The following is a 17,652-nucleotide window of genomic DNA, read 5'->3' on the forward strand; positions in this document are numbered from 1 at the left end:
TCCCAGCGCAGCGTCCGGGGCTCGAAGTGCCGATGCAGCTTCATGCCCGCTTGCGAGCGGCGTAGGAAATCTCGCGCGTACAGGGCGCCTTTCAGATAGTCGCGGTCGTGTTGCAGGCTCATCGGGCACCTCCGGCCGGGCGGCGAAGGGCGATGCAGGTGCGGTGGCGTGCGGGGCGATGCCCGCGGAGGATGGGTACGGCTTGGGTCGGTTGCTCCATTGTCTTGCCCTCTTCTGGTTGAGTAGGGAGCCACCCACCACGAGGGGTGGGCGGGCACACGACAAGGTCTGCAATACCGACGATCCATCAAGACGGCAGGGCCGAAGCCCTCCCTGCCGAGGCCCGCCCATAGGGCGAACGACAGCAGCGGTAGAAACTTGAGGGTCTCTTCCGGACGGATGCGTGCGGGATTGCAGTCCCGGCTGCGTTTGTTTGCGCAGCGGGGGGAGTTTAGCGTTTGCGGGAGGGGCGGGGCAAGTTGGGGGGCACTGCGCCTGCTCAGAGCGTCTTCTATCGACCCATTGCGGACATTCATCCGGCAACGGCAGGACGTTTACGCGCCGCCCGTACACGGCTACTGCTGAAATCGTCCTCTCTGACTACTCGTCATAGACATTGCACGGCTCAGCGCCCCGTTTCCACTTGGGCCATGGTGAGGGAAGCGTTCCGTGCTCGGTATCACTCTTAACAAGCTGGTCGATGGTTCCGCAAGTGGCCGAAACTGCTTCATACAGTTCGTCTTGTGCCTGTCCATCCCCCCCATCCAAACGGCTTGTGGTCGGCGCAAAAAGTGCGCGTTACTTGAACTCCACAGTTTCTTCGCTTCGCTTCAGCCCGCTGATACCGAAGGCCTTCCCTCTGAGATTGCGTCACGGTGGCACCTATTGCGCACGGCGCACCCGCCCGAAAGTAGACGTCGACGCCAACACGTACATCGTCGTCAAGTCGGCCTTGGTACTGGACAAGAGAAACGCCATCCGTAGCCATATTCCACTTGGACCCGGGCAGCAAGGCCAGAACGCCCCGTGCAGACACGCACGCGAACGATGGCAGTCCAGAAAATCCAAGCGATGCGCTCGTTTGATCCACGAGGCTGAATCGGTCGCTACATCCCACTGTGTGCTGAATTGAATAAGTAAAAGCAGCTTGCCCGGCACTCGTTGCTGGATTGATAAATGCCGCAGGAATTGGCATATCGTCCAGGCCGCCTGGCATCGGCCGATACCAAGTCTCACCAACGGTCGCCACAGTAGTCGTTTGGTGTGAGCGGAAGCCTAAAGCGCCCTTACAGTTTGCCGGCTGCGGAATCCGCTCCTTCGTTTCCGCCTGCAGTTTCATGTCGAGCCGACCAGCCACGGAGGTGGGGTCGAAAAGGTCTCCCGTATCTGCCAGCGCTTTTAAGCGAGTGAAGAAAGCTTGGACGTGCGGCGGGTATTGGAACGCCGCCGGTGGGCTTGGCGTGCCTGGGTCCGCCCCGGCCGTCGGACCGGCCAGCCAAAAGATCGTGAGCACCACAACAGCGCGGATTAGCCGGTACATATCGGGCATCTGAAGTTTTCGTGTTTTCGGTCAGCACGTAGTATTTGTGATCGATTGAACGACCGCAAGTGGCCGATTTCGGCCGCTAGCCCGCCTTGCGCGTAAGCGATCACGCAGATCGTCGTAACAGCTGCCGCCCCGGTTTCAGCCTACCGCTCCTGCGAGCAAACGACTAGCGGAATCGTTCCAGGCCATCCCACCTTGATTGAATCGGCGCTCGCTCGCGTGGGTCGGCAAGACCAACCTCGGCGAAGGTGTAGCTCATGCGGGAATAGTTGCAGGGCGCACACGTGACGATCATGTTCTCAGGATCGTTGGTGCCGCCGCGTGCGTGCGCAATGACGTGGTCGTACTGTGCCCACATGGCCTGGAAAGCTGCATGCTGATCGCCATTCGCCTTACCCCAAGGCACGGCGGTTGGATAGGCTTCAGCCAGCTTCACACGAATTTCCTTGCGGACAACGGGAATTCCGCAAACGCGGCAGTGGTACCCATCGCGGACATGCAGTGCCGCCCTCTCCGAAGCGTTCGGCATCCGCAGCGGAACCTTCAGGTCATCAGCGAGGTAAGCCGGTGCATCGGGGTCGGTCCGTATCTGCACGTACGGACTGTTGGCCCCCCAGAGCGATTCCGTCCATTCACGCACCGCGGGCATGTTTGCCAACGTCAGTAGTTGCTCGGCAACCGCATGCCTTCCTTGGATATGAGCAGAAACGGCGGCATCCAGGAATCGTGCTGCATCGAAAATCTCCGGAATCGGGTCTCGGAGACACTGTTTGAGCATGACCATTCCCCTCCAATGATCGGCTGCAACCTACGGCAGCGGAGGCGCATCCTTGCAGCCATACTGATTCTGCGTCGACCCCAAGTCACGAAAGTTTCTGTCCAAACGAGCAATCTCTTCGACTTGAACCTTACCTGGTGCAGACACGACCGCTTCCAGTTGAGCAAGTGCAGCAGCCCTCTGCTGTTTGAGGTCCGCACACTCTGGCGCGTCCGGTCGCTCCTTGAATGGTGGCGTGATACCGCGCTTGAGCGCCTCTTCGCAGGGCATACTGACCCGATACGTCTCGCCGTTGTAAGTGCACGTCCAAGCGACTGTTGCAAGAGAGGGCGTTGCGATCAGGCAACCGGCAACAAGAAGGAGTATGCGCATGGTGGTCAGGGTTGCCTCCAGGGGTTAGGCGCAAGGTGGTCACGCCGGAGATACTTTTCCGGGTCTTCACTGTGGAAAACGTAGTACGACCGGAAGACGATATCCATGGCATACGCGGCAAGCCGCTTAGCTTCTGCGGGCTTGCGCTTGAACCGATCGCGATAGTAGTTGGCGAGTGATCGCTCTGCGAGGGGATACTGGCTCAGTATGTCTTGATAAATCGCCGCATGAGCTTGCTCTTCTTGCGACCAGCTAGCCAGACCTGCATCCACTTCCTGGCGCGTGTTGTATGGGTCTGTCAGCGCCCACGGTCGGAGCGCAGCGTTTGCCAGCGTATGCTGAACCTCTACCCTGATGCGGGCGGTAGGCTGAAGCGTTCCCTCGTTGTCGCCTTGCCCTAGAGCGGCATCCAACAACTTTGCCAGCTTGCGAACAGGTAGCGGAAGAAGGTCCTCTGCCGTTTTCACGGCTGGATGAAATACGACCGTACATGGCTGTGACAACACGCCAGGCTCCGGGACCAGGATTCTCCAGTCACCGAGGAATTCGAACGGCTGGCCTACATCGACAACCCACAGTGTGCCAGCGTGAGAATCCTGCAAGACAACTGGTGGCTTCCATCGGTATCGATCCGTCCATATGTGCTGCACCCCTTTTTCCGCAGGGCCACCGAGTTCAGCATTGACGATATCTTCTGCGCTCACGGTTTCGTCTGAGGTCATGAGGAAATAGACCTCACCACGCCAAGAGTGTGTGACCTCTCGCACCACCAGGCGGTAGCCGTATTGAGGCTTCGCTTGCCAGTGGGTCGTCGACGGCGAGCGCGTGCCACGACCGGGAAGTTTATGGAAGACTGCACTGTCTTCAATGAGGTTGTCTTCAGCGTCCGTAGCAAGCGACTTGGGCTGCAAAACAACAGCGCTACCAAATCCAGATGGAACGGGTGGCGGCCCATACAAATACATCGAATCGGATCGGAATGTCGCCTTGGCCAACTGCAAAGCCTGAACGCACTGCCGCCGGTGATGGTCACCGCGCAACTGCGGCCATTCGGCTGCGTAGGCGCTGGACGCACCTATCGTCAACATGCCTATGACGCTGAAAAGCGCTCTCATCTGTTTCATGCGTGGTGCCTTGATTGCTATTGCCCGAATTGGGTTGGGCATACGGTTCCGGGTCTGCCGATCAGCGATCGGCTAGCACCCGTATCGCGCCATGTCCGATTGGTTGACTTGAAGCAGTGTTTGGAATCGCGCTCGGTCTGCTCCTGATCCGGCCATTCTCAGCCACTCCGTGATGATGTTTCGGTCGTTGGCCAGTTGCGCGCAACGCCCAGCGTTGACGTTGTGCTGCTGGACTACAACCTGTTGTGCTTGTGCTTCTACGTTTTGTCTTGCGATGCGTGCATCCGCCTGCCGTGCAAGCTCGGCGGTGTACGGGTCAATTCCCGCTTGTTGGGGCTGGGGTACTGGGGCTGGCGGATCGCGGTAGTCAACGCGCTTTGATGCGTTGGATATCGTGATCGCAGGCTCTAGCGGACGCTGTGTTTTTTGCGTTTCTGGTCGTTGTGGTGCCTTGGGTTCCGGTGTTGTCTGCGTAATCACCGGCGGAGGTGCCGGCACAAACAGTTTTTCCACGCGGTCGTAAATGCCGAGGTATCTGTTGGCGAGGTGGGCGATGCAGAACAGTGCCAGCCACCCTAGCAAGCGTACGGTCCAATGCACACGCTGCCTTGGTGTTGGCGTATTCGGTCGGCCGTACCATCTGGCGTATTCGCTTTGCCAGTCTGGGTTCTGCGGCTTTTGGCTGTGATGGCCCCTGCGCCGATTGCGGTCTTGTGCGCCCATACGATTCCCTAGTTGTTGGGCGATGCGTCGAGCCGACGCGCAAACCGCTTCCTGCCAGAGGTCATGCACCCCAAGCAGCTATTCAGGCTGGGGATCAGCGTGGCCATACCGCCCCTTCTAGGCATTTTGGATTAGGCGCTTTTTAATAATCCAGTTGAGTTAATCGCGCCGCGAATTTGTTGGGGGCAGCATAACCTACGCAAATGGCGTGGTGGAGCCCTCTACGGTAGGGGTTTCTGAGGATTTGGCGGCTGGCGCGCGGCGGGTCAAATGCGCTGGCGGTGCCTGCTCCGAGCGCCTTCTATCGACCCGCAACCGCCACTCGACCGCGCAACACCTTGGTGGCAGCGCTCAAGCTGAAATCGGTCAGTCGCTAAGGCGCCGAGCAGCTTGAACAGAGCGGAGGAACGGAGACTTCTTGAGTGTGCTGACACGGTATCGACGCTATCGCGCACCGTCCACTCCGGATCAAGCTGCGGCTCCTGCGGCAGATAGCAAAGGCGCGGGGCAGGATCAGGGCGCGCCCCCCCGGCATTGCTGCAACGCACGCCCATACAACCATTTCAAACGCCACATGTCGCGTCAGGTGGCGTGTAGAGTCGCCGCACTCCGCCTCAGGATCTACGCGACACACCATGAAACCATTGCGCCTCCCCGCAGCGCCCAGCCAACTGGTGCTTGAACACGGCCTGCCTGCGTTTGGCATGTATGAAGGGATCGTGGAACAGATCGACTGGCAGCCGCTGAAAACAACGCTCTACCAGCGGCTGACCCGCAAGCTGCATCACAAGCGTTGGCAATATGCCGCCATTGCGCATCCTGATTACTTCATCGGCGTAGCGATTGTTGATGTGGGTTGGACTGGCACAGCGTTCGCCTACCTGTTCGACCGGCAACGCCGGGAAGTTGTCGGTGCGACAAGTGCAAATGGATTGCCGGGTCTGTCCGCAAAGATGGAAGACCGCGCCTTTGGTAACGCGTCTTTCGCGGCCGGAAGTTGCCGCATGGCCTACCAGCGCAAAGGCGATAGCCTGACCCTGACCATTCAGTCACCCAAGCTGCGGCTGGCCGCAGACATCCAACTGGCTGGCATGCCGCCTGTGCTGGCATCCATTGCCCCCGCCAACTGGCTCGCGCACTCGACGCACAAGAGCGGCGGGCTGAAGGTCGGTGGCACCGCCGATTGCCCGCACAAACGCTATGCGCTGGATGGCGCCGTGGCATCGCTGGACTACTCGAACGGCCTGCTGGCGCGGGAAACGCATTGGCGCTGGGCCAGCGCGCACAGTCGTGAAAAGGGCTTCAACCTACAGCAAGGTTATATGGGGGATGCCGAAAACGCCGTGTGGCTGCATGGCAAGCTGATCCGAGTCGGCGCGGTCGAATTTGATTTCGATGCGAAGCAGCCGCTGCAACCGTGGCACATCCGCAGTACCAATCGTCACGTCGACCTGACATTCACACCGGAAGGCGCACGCAGCGAAAACAAGAACCTGCTCATTGCCGCCAGTCGTTATATTCAGCCGATCGGCCATTTTGATGGCGAGATTGTGGATCCGGACACGGGCATCCGGCATGCAGTGCAGGGGCTGCCCGGCGTGACGGAAGACCACACCTCGCACTGGTAAGCCTGCGCTGACGCATTACGCACGAGCAGGCCAATCATCGCCAGCCTTCTGCCTGCACTTTGCACAACGAATGAGAGCGGTTCCGAACTACGCAGCCAGCTCAACGGCTCTTGTTTCCAGCAGATCAATGAGTACGCGCTCAACACGACTTCCACCAACGCCGATGCGTTGATCTGCAGAGATCAGCTTCAAGGTATCGGCTGCCTCAGCGTACTGCCCACCAGCAAACTGACTGATGGCATCAACCAGCCTGAGTGAGAGCCGCGCCTGGTCGCTGGGTTCCTTGGCCGCGATCGCCGCCTTGCTTTGCTCCAGCGCAGCCATATCGCCCGCCGATGCCTGAATTCCAGCAAGATGCAGCGCAATAAACGGATGCGACAGCATCGAGTTGAAGCGCTCGGACAGCGCGGAAACCGCGGCTGAAACCGGACGTGTCGTTCCAGTGCGCAAGTAATCACGCAACAAGAAACCACCGCAATCGGCCAGGGTCAACACGGGGCCATTGCGCGTGGTCTCTGGTGCAGCGTAACGCTCATAGCGCTGCCATGCCTGCTCGGTGAGGCCCAACTGCCACTCTGCCAGGGCCAAGTGCCACTGCACATGACCATGCATCGCGCCGCCCACTGCGGACGGGCCGTGTTCATTGAGCCAGTTGCCCAGCAATTCCAATGACGCGTCAGGCTCCCCCTGGTCGTGCAGCACATGCGCATAGCTATGGATAACGTAGGGGGCCTGTGGGCGCTGCTGCAGGGCTCGCTCGACAAGGGCGCGACCACGGTTCTGATCACCGGCCTCACTGGCTGCGAACCCCAGGCGCGCGAGGCAGGCCCAATCGTCATGCAAACCAGGGTCGACCGATTCCATGATATTGAGAACGCGCTCAAGCTTGCGCGCACCTCCATAGAAGATCAGGTAACCACACAGTTGCGAGATGACGAGCAGGTCACTGGAGTTGGCAGCGATGTAGGCCTCAGTCGCCGCGAGGTTGGCGTAGGGGTCTTCAAGCAGGCCGAAGAGCGCGGAGATATGCGCACGCTCCCAGGGCAGGGCAGCTTGTGCTGCCAGTAGCGCACGCGCTTTGAAGACATCGGCGTCCGCAGCCCTGGCGTCTTTGGCAAGCATATGGCGCGCAGCCAGGGCCAGGGCGAATTGGCTGTCCAGCGCCAAAGCCTGATCCAGGGCTTCCGCGGCGCCCACCTCAAAACCGAGGATGCGATCGACAGCGAGCTGATACCGCTCTGCAGCTTCTGGTCGCTCAGTCGTAAGCGGTTTGCCGGTACGCGCATCAATCATGTTGGTTCCTTGAGTCGCAAATTGCTGATGCGATGCGCTTTCAGCGTAGTCCAACTCAAGGCGTTCGGATGACCGCTTTTGGCCGGCGGTCATACCTCTGTCTGTTCCGCCATCTCAAGCGCGTGATCTACCTCGATTCCGAGATATCGAACCGTGCTCTCCAGCTTCGTATGCCCCAGCGCGCGCGCCAAAAACCGGCACGGGTTAGCGTCTAGCGCTCACGCTTGGCGGCCAGTTCGCCACGATGCGGGTGCGCTTATTGTCCTGCCGCGTTTTTTACAGCGCACTGCGCCTGAATTTTCTCGCCATGACTGAACGAGAGCGTCACCTGTCCGCATGCGTATTGGCAAGGCTCGCGCCCACTGCCGATTCCCAAGTCGGGCTGGCAGTTCGCGGTAAAGGTAGAGACCTTCCTATGGCAGAGGTTGCAAGAAGGAGGCTTCGACGGATCCGCTCAGAAGCGGCACAAGCACACTCAGGAAACTTTGTGACTCCGGCAACTTCTCGAAGGCGGCGAACGCATCCTTGTTTCGGAAGCTTTCAATCGCCACGAAGACGTTTGGATCAGGCGTGGCAAGGACTCGAAAATCCACGACTTCGGAACGCTCGCGGCTTGTCGCGATGCGATCCTTGATGATCCGCAGGAAGTCAGTGCGGCTTTCCGGCCTGATGGGAAGCTTGACGACCAGGCCATAGCTGGCCGCATCAAGGGCTTTGGAGGCTTCTGCCGTCGGCTGGGCGTGAGCGGCGGAAACAAGGCCGAAGGTCGCCATGGCAGCGAGGGACAGAGCGTAGCGCAGTGTTTTCTTCATCTGATACTCCATGCAAAGTTGGTGGGTTTGCGCCTCATGACAGAAAGCCGGCGTTACGCAATGCCTCCTCGGCGGCCTCATGGTCCTGGGCCGAGGTGCCCCCGGAGATACCGATGCCGCCCACCAGACGCCCTTCGTGAAAGAGCGGTACGCCGCCGCCGACTGGCGTCAGGCGCGGATGGTGCGCCAGCGGGGCCACGGCGGGCTCGGCCATGTACTGGTTCCATTGATGCGTGGCCATGCCGAACGAGGCTGCCGTCCACGCCTTGTTGATGGCGACGTCAACGGTCAGGAAAGGCGCGGCGTCCGCGCGCTCGAAGGCGCGCAGGTGGCCTCCTGCATCGGTAATGGCGATGGTCGCGGCGAACCCGCGCGCTGCACATGCGCGACGCGCCTCCGCCAGCAAGGTTTGCGCGGCTTCCAGGCTGATCGTTGCCGTGGTGACGATGGGGGATGTCATGGGTACGTTCCTTGTCGGAATGGTTCAGGGATTGGCGACGACGACTTTGCCGATCATGTTGCCGGCTTCGACCAGCGCATGCGCCTCGATCAAGCTCGCAGCGTTGATGCCATCAATGCGCTGGGTCAGGGTGTGCTTGATGTCTCCGCGATCGACCAGTTCGGCCACGCGGCGCAGCAAGGCGTGTTGTCGGGCGATGGTGTCGGTGGTGAACATGGCGCGGGTGAACATCAGTTCCCAGTGAATCGAAATGGATTTCCCCTTGAACGGTCCGATGTCCAGATTCACCGGGTCGTCGATGAGGGCGAATTGCCCCTCGGGGCGCAGCACAGCGGCGATCTGCGGCACGTGGGCGGCGCTCTGGTTCAAGCCGGCCACATGCGTGACGTGTTCGATGCCGAGCGCTGCCAATTGAGGCGCCCAGGGTTGACGGTGATCGATGACGTGGTGCGCGCCATGCGCCAACACCCATTCACGGGTTTCCGGCCGCGAAGCCGTGCCGATGACGGTCATCCCCGTCAGCGCGCGCGCCAGTTGGGTCAGGATGGAGCCGACGCCACCGGCAGCTCCGGTGACCAGCAATACGTTGTTGTCGGTCGGATCGGCAGCCTGAACACGTAGACGGTCAAACAGCAATTCCCAGGCAGTGATCGCTGTCAGCGGCAGCGATGCGGCTTGCGCGAAATCCAGCGATGCCGGCATGGGGCCGACGATGCGTTCGTCCACGGCATGCAGTTCGCTGTTGCTGCCAGGCCGCGTAATGTCGCCGGCATACCAGACACGGTCACCCGGCTTGAAGCGCGTGGCCAACGGTCCGGTAGCGCGGACGATGCCCGCGGCGTCCCAGCCGGCGATGCGCGCCTGCCCCTCCGGAATGTCTCCGCCCCGCCGGATTTTGGTATCGACCGGGTTGACGGACACCGCTTTGACTTCCACCAGCAGGTCGTGGTCACGCAGTTCCGGCGTCGGCAACTCGATGTCTTGCAGCGCCTGCGGATGGCTGATGGGGTGGTTCTGATAGAAACCGATGGCTTTCATACACGTTCTCCAGGGAGTGAATGAGGGCCATGCTATCTTTCTGTGATATGCGGATAAACAGGCGACACACCCAAACACTTTCGGCATTTCCATGAAAATAATCCGCCTCGATGACGTGCAAATCTTCGTGCACACGGCCGACGCCGGCAGCTTCTCGGAGGCGGCACGCCAACTGAACATCGCGCCGGGGCAGGCAAGTGCGTCCGTGCAGCGGCTCGAAAAGGCGCTGGACGCCCGCCTGTTCACACGCTCCACGCGCAGCATGCAACTATCAGAGGCTGGGGAGCGCTACCTGCCGCATGCGCGGATCATGGTTGGCGCGCGGGAGCAAGGCGAACAGGCTCTGGCCGGCGGTCGGGAAACACTATCCGGTCCGCTGCGGCTATCTGCTCCGTCCGATTTCGGGAGAAATCTGCTACTGCCGTGGCTCGACGTTTTTCAGCACCAGCACCCCGGTGTATCGCTGCACCTGAAATTGAGCGACCGGGCGGCCGATCTCATCCGCCAGCCGCTGGATTTCGCCGTGCGCTACGGGGCGCTGCCGGATTCATCCCTTCTGGCCATCAAGTTGCTCGACAACAACCGGCGCGCGTTGTGCGCAGCACCGTCGTACATCGAACAACATGGCGCACCGGCCAAAGTCGATGACCTGCGGCGACACAACTGCCTTCGGTATATCTGGAGCGAGCAGGTCCATGAACGCTGGCGCTTTACCCTGCCCGGCGGCGATCGCACCGTGGCCGTCACAGGGAATCGCGTCAGCGACGATGCCGATGCGGTGCGTCGCTGGGCGATCGCTGGCGAAGGCCTGATCTATAAATCGCGACTGGATCTCGTCAACGATCTGAAGACCGGGCGATTGGTAGAGATATTTCCGCAGGAGTATGGCGAGCCCGCGCCACTGCATTTGATTTGCGCTCACCGTGCGCAACTGACGCCCGCAATTAAAGCGCTGAGTGCCTTCCTACGGGAACGCTGCTTCGGCTTGCTCACAAGCTACTCCGCGAAAGGCTCGCCATCCGAGTCACACAGTGCCCACTGACTCATGCTGAATCCTGATCGGCCAGTCGACCGAACCGCGCCGACTGACCGATCCTGTCCGATTTTGGCCGGTAGCCCGCCCTGCACGTAGGCAATCGCGCAGATCGTCGTAAAGGCTGTCACCCCGGGCTCGGCCTGCTCCTCCTGCAAGCAAAGGGCTAGCGGAAGCGTTCCAGACCATCCCACCTTAATTGAATCGGCGCTCGCCCGCGTGGGTCGGCAAGAGCAACCTCGGCGAAGGTGTCACTCATATGGGAATAGTCGCTGGGCGCACACGTGATGATCCAGTTCTCTGGATCGTTGGTGCCGCCACGTGCGTGCGCGATGATATCGACCGGTTGAATCCACAACCCTTCTGCATCATTCGCACTTCGCCGTGTGAAGGGCCGGCGGGACCACCATGTTGCGAAGATTGATTCAATTGGCCAGGCGTGGGGTCAAAACTCCATCAAGTCCTTGGCAACGACCACTTGTCCGGAGAAAACTTTCTTAACCTCGGGTACATAGCGCTGGTAATCGTCATGCTCGTTGACGGTCGGTAGCAGGTGAGTCAACACCACCTTCTTGACGTGAGCGCGCGCCGCCATTTTCCCGACCTCAGCCGGCGTCAGATGCTCCTCAACTTCATGCCGCATGAATGCGGTCTGTTGCTCCGGTGTCATGCCCTGCCAAGTCCCGTTCTTGATCAACACCTGCTTCACGTCTTCGCTGGAACCGACCTCCGACACGAGGGTATCGGCATCCCTTGCCAGCTCAGTCACCGCTTCGCTGGGGCCGGTGTCGCCAGTGAAGACAATGACGCGGTCGGGTGTCTGGAACCGATAGGCATAGGATTTGTACTTGCCGTAGTACGGGCTGCCCTCCGGGATATGGAAGTGCGTGTTCTCGACAGCGGTGACTTTGATGTTTTGATCCTGGTAAATCAGGCCGGGCTCAACATCGTGGCCGACGAAGACATCGCCAAGCGGTGTGCGCCTGCCTTCGGCCCAGCGGATTTCCGCATTCACCGTGAAGTACTGAATGGCGCCTTTTACCAGCGCGGCGGTCCCGGGCGGACCATAGACGTCGATTGGATCGTGGCGCTGAAAATCCCACGCAACTGACATGAGTGCGCCCAACCCCGCAGTGTGGTCGTCGTGGCCGTGCGTGATGAAGATCTTCCCGACTTGCCTGAAATTGGCCCCTGCCTGCGTCACCCGGCGCAGCACGCCATCGCCAGCGTCTATGAGGTAGTACGTCCCGTTGACGATCAACAGATTCGATGACTGCGCCCGATCCTTGGCGGGTATCGGCCCGCCGCGCGTACCGAGCGTAATCAGGCGCGTGCCGGTTTGCGCCTGCGCCGGCTCTCCGTTCGCCTGGCTCAGAGGGAGGATGCCCAAGGCAATGCTCGCAAGCAACAACCGGTAGATTCGCATCTCCGTCTCCGTCAAATGCCATTCGTCGGCGTCGCATCGACCAGAGAAAAAACGTAGCATCTAGCATGCCATCCGTTGGAGCGGGCTGCATGACAGGCGCCAACCACTGACATGGCACAGCGGCGCGTAGTGAAACCGTAAAAACGTTTCATTCCCGTAACAGGCCTGTCGTCGGAAAGGCGATTGGCGTCGGGCGAGATGGCGTTGAAGACGTGGCTTGGGCTGACATTGGGCGTCCGCTTCGGGCCCCGAAGCGGATGCTGATAGAAATGACAATCTTGCGAGACTGTCGTCCCATTGATTGCCAGGCATCGCAGGTCGTCGGCGAGCCGGCCAGAGGCACAACACCCATGACCTCCCTCGCGCTCGAAAGCTTCATCACGCAAGCCACCGCCCGCAGCCATGTCCGGCCGGAGCCTGCCGAATGCGTGCTCGCGCTTGCACCGCTGATGCTCGACCTGATCGAACATGCCGGTACGTTTCTGCAGCCGCATCACTATCAGAGCAGCGACGCGGGCTACACCCGCAACCTCATCTATGACGCCCCGGACAAACACCTGTCGCTGTACGCGCTGGTCTGGCTTCCGGGCCAATGGACGCCGGTGCACGACCATGGCAGTTGGGGCGTCGTTGGCGTGGTCGAAGGCGTCTTGGAAGAGCGCAGTTACGTGAGGCTGTCACCCGATCGCGGTGCCGACGAAGAGATCGACCTGGCGCGTGGAGGCGTCGTCCTGCTGCGGCGGGGGTCCGTGACCAGTTTCGTCCCCAACCCCGATCACATTCACATGACCGGCGTTCCGGCTGAGCGGCCCCGCGCGGTCAGTCTGCACCTGTATGGCCGAACGATGAATGACTTCAACACGTACGACGTAGAGGCGCGCACGCGTCGCCGCATCACGGTTGCACACAACGAGAGTTGAGTGCCGCGGTTGCGGGGCCACTGCGCCGGCCACCAACCGCTGCGACGTGCCAGTCTCGGCGCCAGAGAATGCTAGTTCCGGGGGAAACCTGTCATGCCTGAATCGCACAACACCGCGTTGAGCAACCGCATCCTCGGCACCTGGCGCATGAACAGTTGGACGCGTCACGCTGTCGGCACCCATGACGTGACCGACGCGCTCGGCCCTGACCCGTTCGGCTACATCAACTACGCCGCCAACGGGCGCATGATGGTGTTCGTGCTGCGGAGCAAGCGGGCGCGGCCCGCCTCAAGCCCGCCCAGCGATCCGGAAAAGATTGCCCTGTTCGATTCGATGTTTGCTTACGTCGGGACATACGTGGTGGAGTCCGATCGCGTGATCCACACCCTCGACGGCAGCTGGAATGAACTGTGGACCGGCACGCAGCAGATCCGCTTCCTGACATTCCGGGGCGACCAGCTCGTCTACACCTCGCCAGAAGCCATCGACCCGATGAACGGCCAGCTCTGCACGTATGAGGTCGTCTTCTCCCGGGGCTAGGGCGAGCGTTGCAAGCCCGCCATCGCGCCCACGCGCCCTAGCCACAGATGCCGCAGATGCCGCGGCGATACACTCTGACATCGCCAACGCTCCCCCCAAGGACCCACCATGCCCGACCACCGCACCCTCTACCCCGCCATCGAACCGTATGAAACCGGCATGCTCGACGTGGGCGATGGCCACATGGTCTATTACGAGCGCGTTGGCACGCGCGGCGCCAAGCCGGCGGTGTTCCTGCATGGCGGGCCGGGCGGCGGGGTGGCGGCAGACCATCGGCGCCTGTTCGACCCCGCGCGCTACGACGTGCTGCTGTTCGACCAGCGCGGCTGCGGCCGCTCCACGCCGCATGCGGGGCTCGACGCCAACACCACGTGGCACCTGGTGGAAGACATCGAACGCCTGCGCAACCTCGTGGGCGTGGAGCGCTGGCTGGTGTTTGGCGGCTCGTGGGGCTCGACGCTGGCGCTGGCCTATGCGCAGAAGCACCCGGTGCGCGTGAGCGAGCTGGTGCTGCGCGGCGTCTATACGGTGACGCAGGCGGAGCTGAACTGGTACTACCAATTCGGCGTGTCGGAGATGTTTCCCGAGAAGTGGGCACACTTTCAGGCACCCATTCCAAAGGCCGAGCGCGGCAACATGATCGCCGCGTACCACAAGCTGCTGACGGGCAACGACCAGGAAAGGCAGCTTGAAGCCGCCCGCGCGTGGAGCGTATGGGAAGGCGAGACCATCACCCTGTTGCCCGATCCGTCGAACAGCGTCAAGCATGCGGAAGACCATTTCGCGTTGGCATTCGCACGGCTGGAGAACCACTACTTCACGCACCGCGCCTGGCTGGAGGATGGGCAGCTGCTGCGCGACGCGCATCGGCTGGCGGGCATCCCCGGCGTGATCGTGCATGGCCGCTACGACATGCCGTGCCCGGTGCGCTATGCCCATGCGCTGCACCAGGTGTGGCCGGATGCGGAGTTCCACCTGATTGAAGGCGCGGGGCATGCGTGGACGGAGCCCGGCATCCTCGACCAGCTGTTGGCGGCGACGGATCGGTTTGCGGCGTAACGCGATCGTCGGTCGCTCGCGCGCGCGTCATGGACCTCTCCCGCACGCTCGTCATCGGCAATTCCGGATCGGGCAAGAGCTGGCTGGCGGAGCGCATTGCTGGCCAGATCGATGCGGCCTGTGTGGATCTGGACCTGATCCACTGGCAGCCCGGCGGCTACAACATCGCACGCGCGCGGGACGAAGCGATCGAGCTGGTGCGAGCTGAGGCCAACCAGGACCGCTGGGTCATCGAGGGCATCTACGGCTGGCTGGTGAGCGAGATTCAATCGCAGGCGACGGCGCTGGTCTGGTTGTGCATCGAGCCGGCAGAATGCGCGGCCAACATCCGGCGGCGCGGCATCCGGCGCGGTGGCACCGAGGAGGCCTTCGCCGCCCTGCTGCAGTGGGCCGAGACCTACCTGAGCCGCGAGGGCTCCAGCGCGTACGCTGCGCACGCGCGGTTGTTCCATGACTTTGCGGGGGCCAAGACCTGCCTGCGTAGCCGGGAAGACGTCACACGCTTCGCCAACTCGCTGGCGAGCTAGCCCCAACACAGGTGCCGCAGCAGGCGTAGTCACCAGACTTCGGCTTGCACGCGGAGCGAGGCTCAATGCGCCAGCGGCGTATGCGCGGCCTCGACATGCGGCATTTGCGCGTGCGTCGGCAGCGGCTCCGTAGCCGCCTCGGGCGCCCCCTCCAGCGCGGCCTGCAACTGCTGCCGGTCGACCGCCCCCACCCACCGGGCAATGGCCACCGTGCCCACGGCATTGCCGATGGTGTTGGTGATGGCGCGCGCCTCCGACATGAAGCGGTCGATGCCGAGCAGCAGCACCATGCCCGCCACCGGAATCTTGCCGAGCGATGCCAGCGTGGCCGCCAGCGTGATAAAGCCCGAGCCGGTCACGCCGGCGGAGCCCTTGGACGTGAGCAGCAGCACCCCAAGCACGACCAACTGGTCCGTCAGTGTGAGCGGCGTGTTGGTGGCCTGCGCCACGAAAATGGCCGCCATGGTGTAGTAGATGCATTGGCCGTCGGGGTTGAAGGTCAGCCCCGATGGCACCACCAGCCCCACCACCGGCTTGGACACCCCGGCGGCTTCCAGCTTGCGCATGAGCTGCGGCAAGACGGATTCCGACGAGCTGGTGCCCAGCACCGTGAAGATCTCGTCGCGGATATACCGCAGGAACTTCCACAGGCTGAACCCCGAGGCGCGCGCCACGCCGCCCAGCACGATCACCACAAACAGGATGCAGGTGAGGTACATGGTGGCCATCAGCTTGCCCAGCGAGACGATCGAGCCCAGCCCGTACTGGCCCACCGTAAAGGCCATCGCGCCAAACGCCGCAATCGGCGCCAACCGCATGATCATGCCGACGATGGTGAACACGCCATGCGTGAAGGCATCCAGGAATTCGACCACCGGCGCAGCCCGCGCGCCCATGCGTGACAGCGCAACCCCGAGCAGCGCGGCAAACACCAGGATCTGCAGGATGTCGTTGCGCGCCAGCGCGTCGACAATGCTCGACGGCACCAGGCTCATCAGGAAGTCGACCAGGGTCTGGGGCTTGGCCGCTGCGTGCGTGTAGCTGGCGATGGCCTTGGTATCGAGGTGCGCCGCGTCGATGTTCATGCCCTGCCCGGGCTGCACCACGTTGACGACGATCAGGCCCAGCGCCAGCGCAAAGGTGGACAGCACCTCGAAGTAGATCAGCGCGCGCACGCCCACGCGGCCAAGCTCCTTCATGTTCTCCATGCGCGCGATGCCGAGCACGACCGTGGCGAAGATGATGGGCGCGAACACCATCTTGATCAGCTTGATGAACACGTCGCCCAGGGGCTTGAGGTCGCTGCCGAGGTTGGGCGCCAGCACGCCCAGGGCAATGCCTGCCGCCACCCCAATCAACACCTGCACGTACAGCTTGCCAAGCGTCTTGCGAATCATGGCTGTCTCCTTTCTTGCTTGCTGCCTGCGCTTGCCGGCCGGCTCTGGTGGCCGGTCCTTGGGTGGAAAGCGCAGAGAAGCGGCGGCGCGCACGCCTGCCGCTTCCTGGGTCGGGTACTACGCGATCATGCCGCCTGTGCCTGCTCGGCCGCCAGGAAGTCGCACACCGCCTGCGTGACCTGCGCGGTAGTGGCGCTGCCGCCCAGGTCGCGCGTGTGCAGCGCCGGGTTGGCGGTCACGGCCTCGATGGCCAGCATCACGCGGCGCGCGGCGGCGGGCTCGCCCAGGTGTTCGAGCAGCATCACCACCGACCAGAACGTGCCGACCGGGTTGGCCAAGCCCTTGCCCATGATGTCGAAAGCGGAGCCGTGGATCGGCTCGAACATCGACGGGTAGCGGCGCTCGGGGTCGATGTTGCCGGTGGGCGCGATGCCCAGGCTACCGGCCAATGCTGCCGCCAGATCGCTGAGGATGTCCGCATGCAGGTTGGTGGCGACGATGGTGTCGAGCGACGCGGGGCGGTTGACCATGCGCGCGGTGGCGGCGTCCACCAGCTCCTTGTCCCACGTCACGTCGGGGAATTCCTGCGAGACCTGCACGGCGATCTCGTCCCACATCACCATGGCGTGGCGCTGCGCGTTGGACTTGGTGACGACGGTCAGCAGCTTGCGCGGGCGCGACTGCGCGAGCTTGAAGGCGAAGCGCATGATGCGCTCCACCCCGGCGCGCGTCATCATCGACACATCGGTGGCGGCTTCAAGCGGGTGACCCTGGTGCACGCGGCCGCCCACGCCGGCGTATTCGCCCTCGGAGTTCTCGCGCACGATCACCCAGTCCAGATCGTTCGGGCCGCAGCGCTTGAGCGGCGCGTCGATGCCGGGCAGGATGCGCGTCGGGCGCACGTTGGCGTATTGGTCGAAGCCCTGGCAGATCTTCAGGCGCAGGCCCCACAGCGTGATGTGGTCGGGAATCTGCG

At 62.2% G+C, this 17,652-nt stretch carries 15 protein-coding genes and 1 pseudogene; 6 read left to right on the top strand and 10 right to left on the bottom strand.

Translation table 11 applies throughout. The annotated features are described in order from the left end of the window. Positions 1 to 1,712: 1,712 nt before the first annotated feature. Positions 1,713 to 2,330, bottom strand: coding sequence for an HNH endonuclease signature motif containing protein (locus QZ609_RS14715; RefSeq protein WP_295496144.1), 618 nt, complete (start codon positions 2,328 to 2,330; stop codon positions 1,713 to 1,715). Between the two features lie 371 nt (positions 2,331 to 2,701). Next, entirely contained in the window at positions 2,702 to 3,820 is a 1,119-nt protein-coding gene (locus QZ609_RS14720; RefSeq protein WP_295496146.1) for a hypothetical protein, read from the bottom strand. Between the two features lie 1,358 nt (positions 3,821 to 5,178). On the opposite strand from QZ609_RS14720, the gene QZ609_RS14725 reads away from it, so the two are divergent. Next, a complete protein-coding gene (locus tag QZ609_RS14725) occupies positions 5,179 to 6,171 on the top strand; it encodes a DUF2804 domain-containing protein (RefSeq protein ID WP_295496148.1) in 993 nt (330 codons plus the stop codon). A gap of 87 nt (positions 6,172 to 6,258) precedes the next feature. Here the strand turns inward: QZ609_RS14725 and QZ609_RS14730 are convergent, their stop codons facing one another. From QZ609_RS14730 to QZ609_RS14750, 5 genes and pseudogenes are all read right to left on the bottom strand, one after another. Next, positions 6,259 to 7,557, bottom strand: a complete 1,299-nt coding sequence (locus QZ609_RS14730; protein WP_295496151.1) for a hypothetical protein — start codon at positions 7,555 to 7,557, stop codon at positions 6,259 to 6,261. Continuing rightward, positions 7,554 to 7,643, bottom strand: a pseudogene (locus QZ609_RS14735) (integrase); the annotation flags it as partial. The pseudogene QZ609_RS14735 and the gene QZ609_RS14730, both read right to left, overlap by 4 nt. A gap of 234 nt (positions 7,644 to 7,877) precedes the next feature. Further along, positions 7,878 to 8,276: an antibiotic biosynthesis monooxygenase family protein gene (locus QZ609_RS14740; protein WP_295496154.1), complete on the bottom strand. Its 399-nt coding sequence runs from the start codon at positions 8,274 to 8,276 to the stop codon at positions 7,878 to 7,880. Between the two features lie 34 nt (positions 8,277 to 8,310). Then, positions 8,311 to 8,736 carry a heme-binding protein gene (locus tag QZ609_RS14745; RefSeq protein WP_295496156.1) on the bottom strand — a complete coding sequence of 142 codons (426 nt, stop codon included), beginning with the start codon at positions 8,734 to 8,736 and terminating at the stop codon, positions 8,311 to 8,313. A gap of 24 nt (positions 8,737 to 8,760) precedes the next feature. Next, positions 8,761 to 9,774, bottom strand: coding sequence for a zinc-binding alcohol dehydrogenase family protein (locus QZ609_RS14750; protein ID WP_295496159.1), 1,014 nt, complete (start codon positions 9,772 to 9,774; stop codon positions 8,761 to 8,763). 97 nt (positions 9,775 to 9,871) lie between these two features. Between QZ609_RS14750 and QZ609_RS14755 the strand changes: the two genes are divergently transcribed. After that, complete coding sequence (locus QZ609_RS14755; RefSeq protein WP_295496178.1) at positions 9,872 to 10,816, top strand: LysR family transcriptional regulator; 945 nt, start codon at positions 9,872 to 9,874, stop codon at positions 10,814 to 10,816. Positions 10,817 to 11,252: 436 nt separating this feature from the next. On the opposite strand, the gene QZ609_RS14760 is transcribed toward QZ609_RS14755, so the two are convergent. After that, positions 11,253 to 12,233 (bottom strand): MBL fold metallo-hydrolase, encoded by a 981-nt coding sequence (locus tag QZ609_RS14760; protein WP_295496161.1) that lies wholly within the window; start codon positions 12,231 to 12,233, stop codon positions 11,253 to 11,255. A 350-nt stretch (positions 12,234 to 12,583) separates the two neighbouring features. Here QZ609_RS14760 and QZ609_RS14765 point away from each other — a divergent pair, with 350 nt between their 5' ends. The 4 genes from QZ609_RS14765 to QZ609_RS14780 all read left to right on the top strand — a co-directional run bounded on the left by QZ609_RS14765 (position 12,584) and on the right by QZ609_RS14780 (position 15,279). Further along, positions 12,584 to 13,153 (top strand): cysteine dioxygenase, encoded by a 570-nt coding sequence (locus QZ609_RS14765; RefSeq protein ID WP_295496164.1) that lies wholly within the window; start codon positions 12,584 to 12,586, stop codon positions 13,151 to 13,153. Positions 13,154 to 13,246: 93 nt separating this feature from the next. Further along, complete coding sequence (locus tag QZ609_RS14770) at positions 13,247 to 13,693, top strand: lipocalin-like domain-containing protein (RefSeq protein ID WP_295496167.1); 447 nt, start codon at positions 13,247 to 13,249, stop codon at positions 13,691 to 13,693. A gap of 108 nt (positions 13,694 to 13,801) precedes the next feature. Then, the gene (pip, locus tag QZ609_RS14775) at positions 13,802 to 14,752 is read left to right on the top strand and encodes a prolyl aminopeptidase (protein WP_295496169.1); all 951 of its coding nucleotides are present in this window, start codon (positions 13,802 to 13,804) and stop codon (positions 14,750 to 14,752) included. A gap of 29 nt (positions 14,753 to 14,781) precedes the next feature. Further along, positions 14,782 to 15,279 (top strand): adenylate kinase, encoded by a 498-nt coding sequence (locus tag QZ609_RS14780; protein ID WP_295496171.1) that lies wholly within the window; start codon positions 14,782 to 14,784, stop codon positions 15,277 to 15,279. Positions 15,280 to 15,341: 62 nt separating this feature from the next. On the opposite strand, the gene QZ609_RS14785 is transcribed toward QZ609_RS14780, so the two are convergent. Beyond that, positions 15,342 to 16,676 (bottom strand): dicarboxylate/amino acid:cation symporter, encoded by a 1,335-nt coding sequence (locus QZ609_RS14785; RefSeq protein ID WP_295496173.1) that lies wholly within the window; start codon positions 16,674 to 16,676, stop codon positions 15,342 to 15,344. A 125-nt stretch (positions 16,677 to 16,801) separates the two neighbouring features. Then, positions 16,802 to 17,652 (bottom strand): isocitrate/isopropylmalate family dehydrogenase (locus QZ609_RS14790; protein WP_295496176.1); only part of this gene is annotated, 851 nt, incomplete at its 5' end.

Origin of the sequence: uncultured Ralstonia sp. (assembly GCA_913056305.1) — a bacterium.
Taxonomy (GTDB): Bacteria; Pseudomonadota; Gammaproteobacteria; order Burkholderiales; family Burkholderiaceae; genus Ralstonia.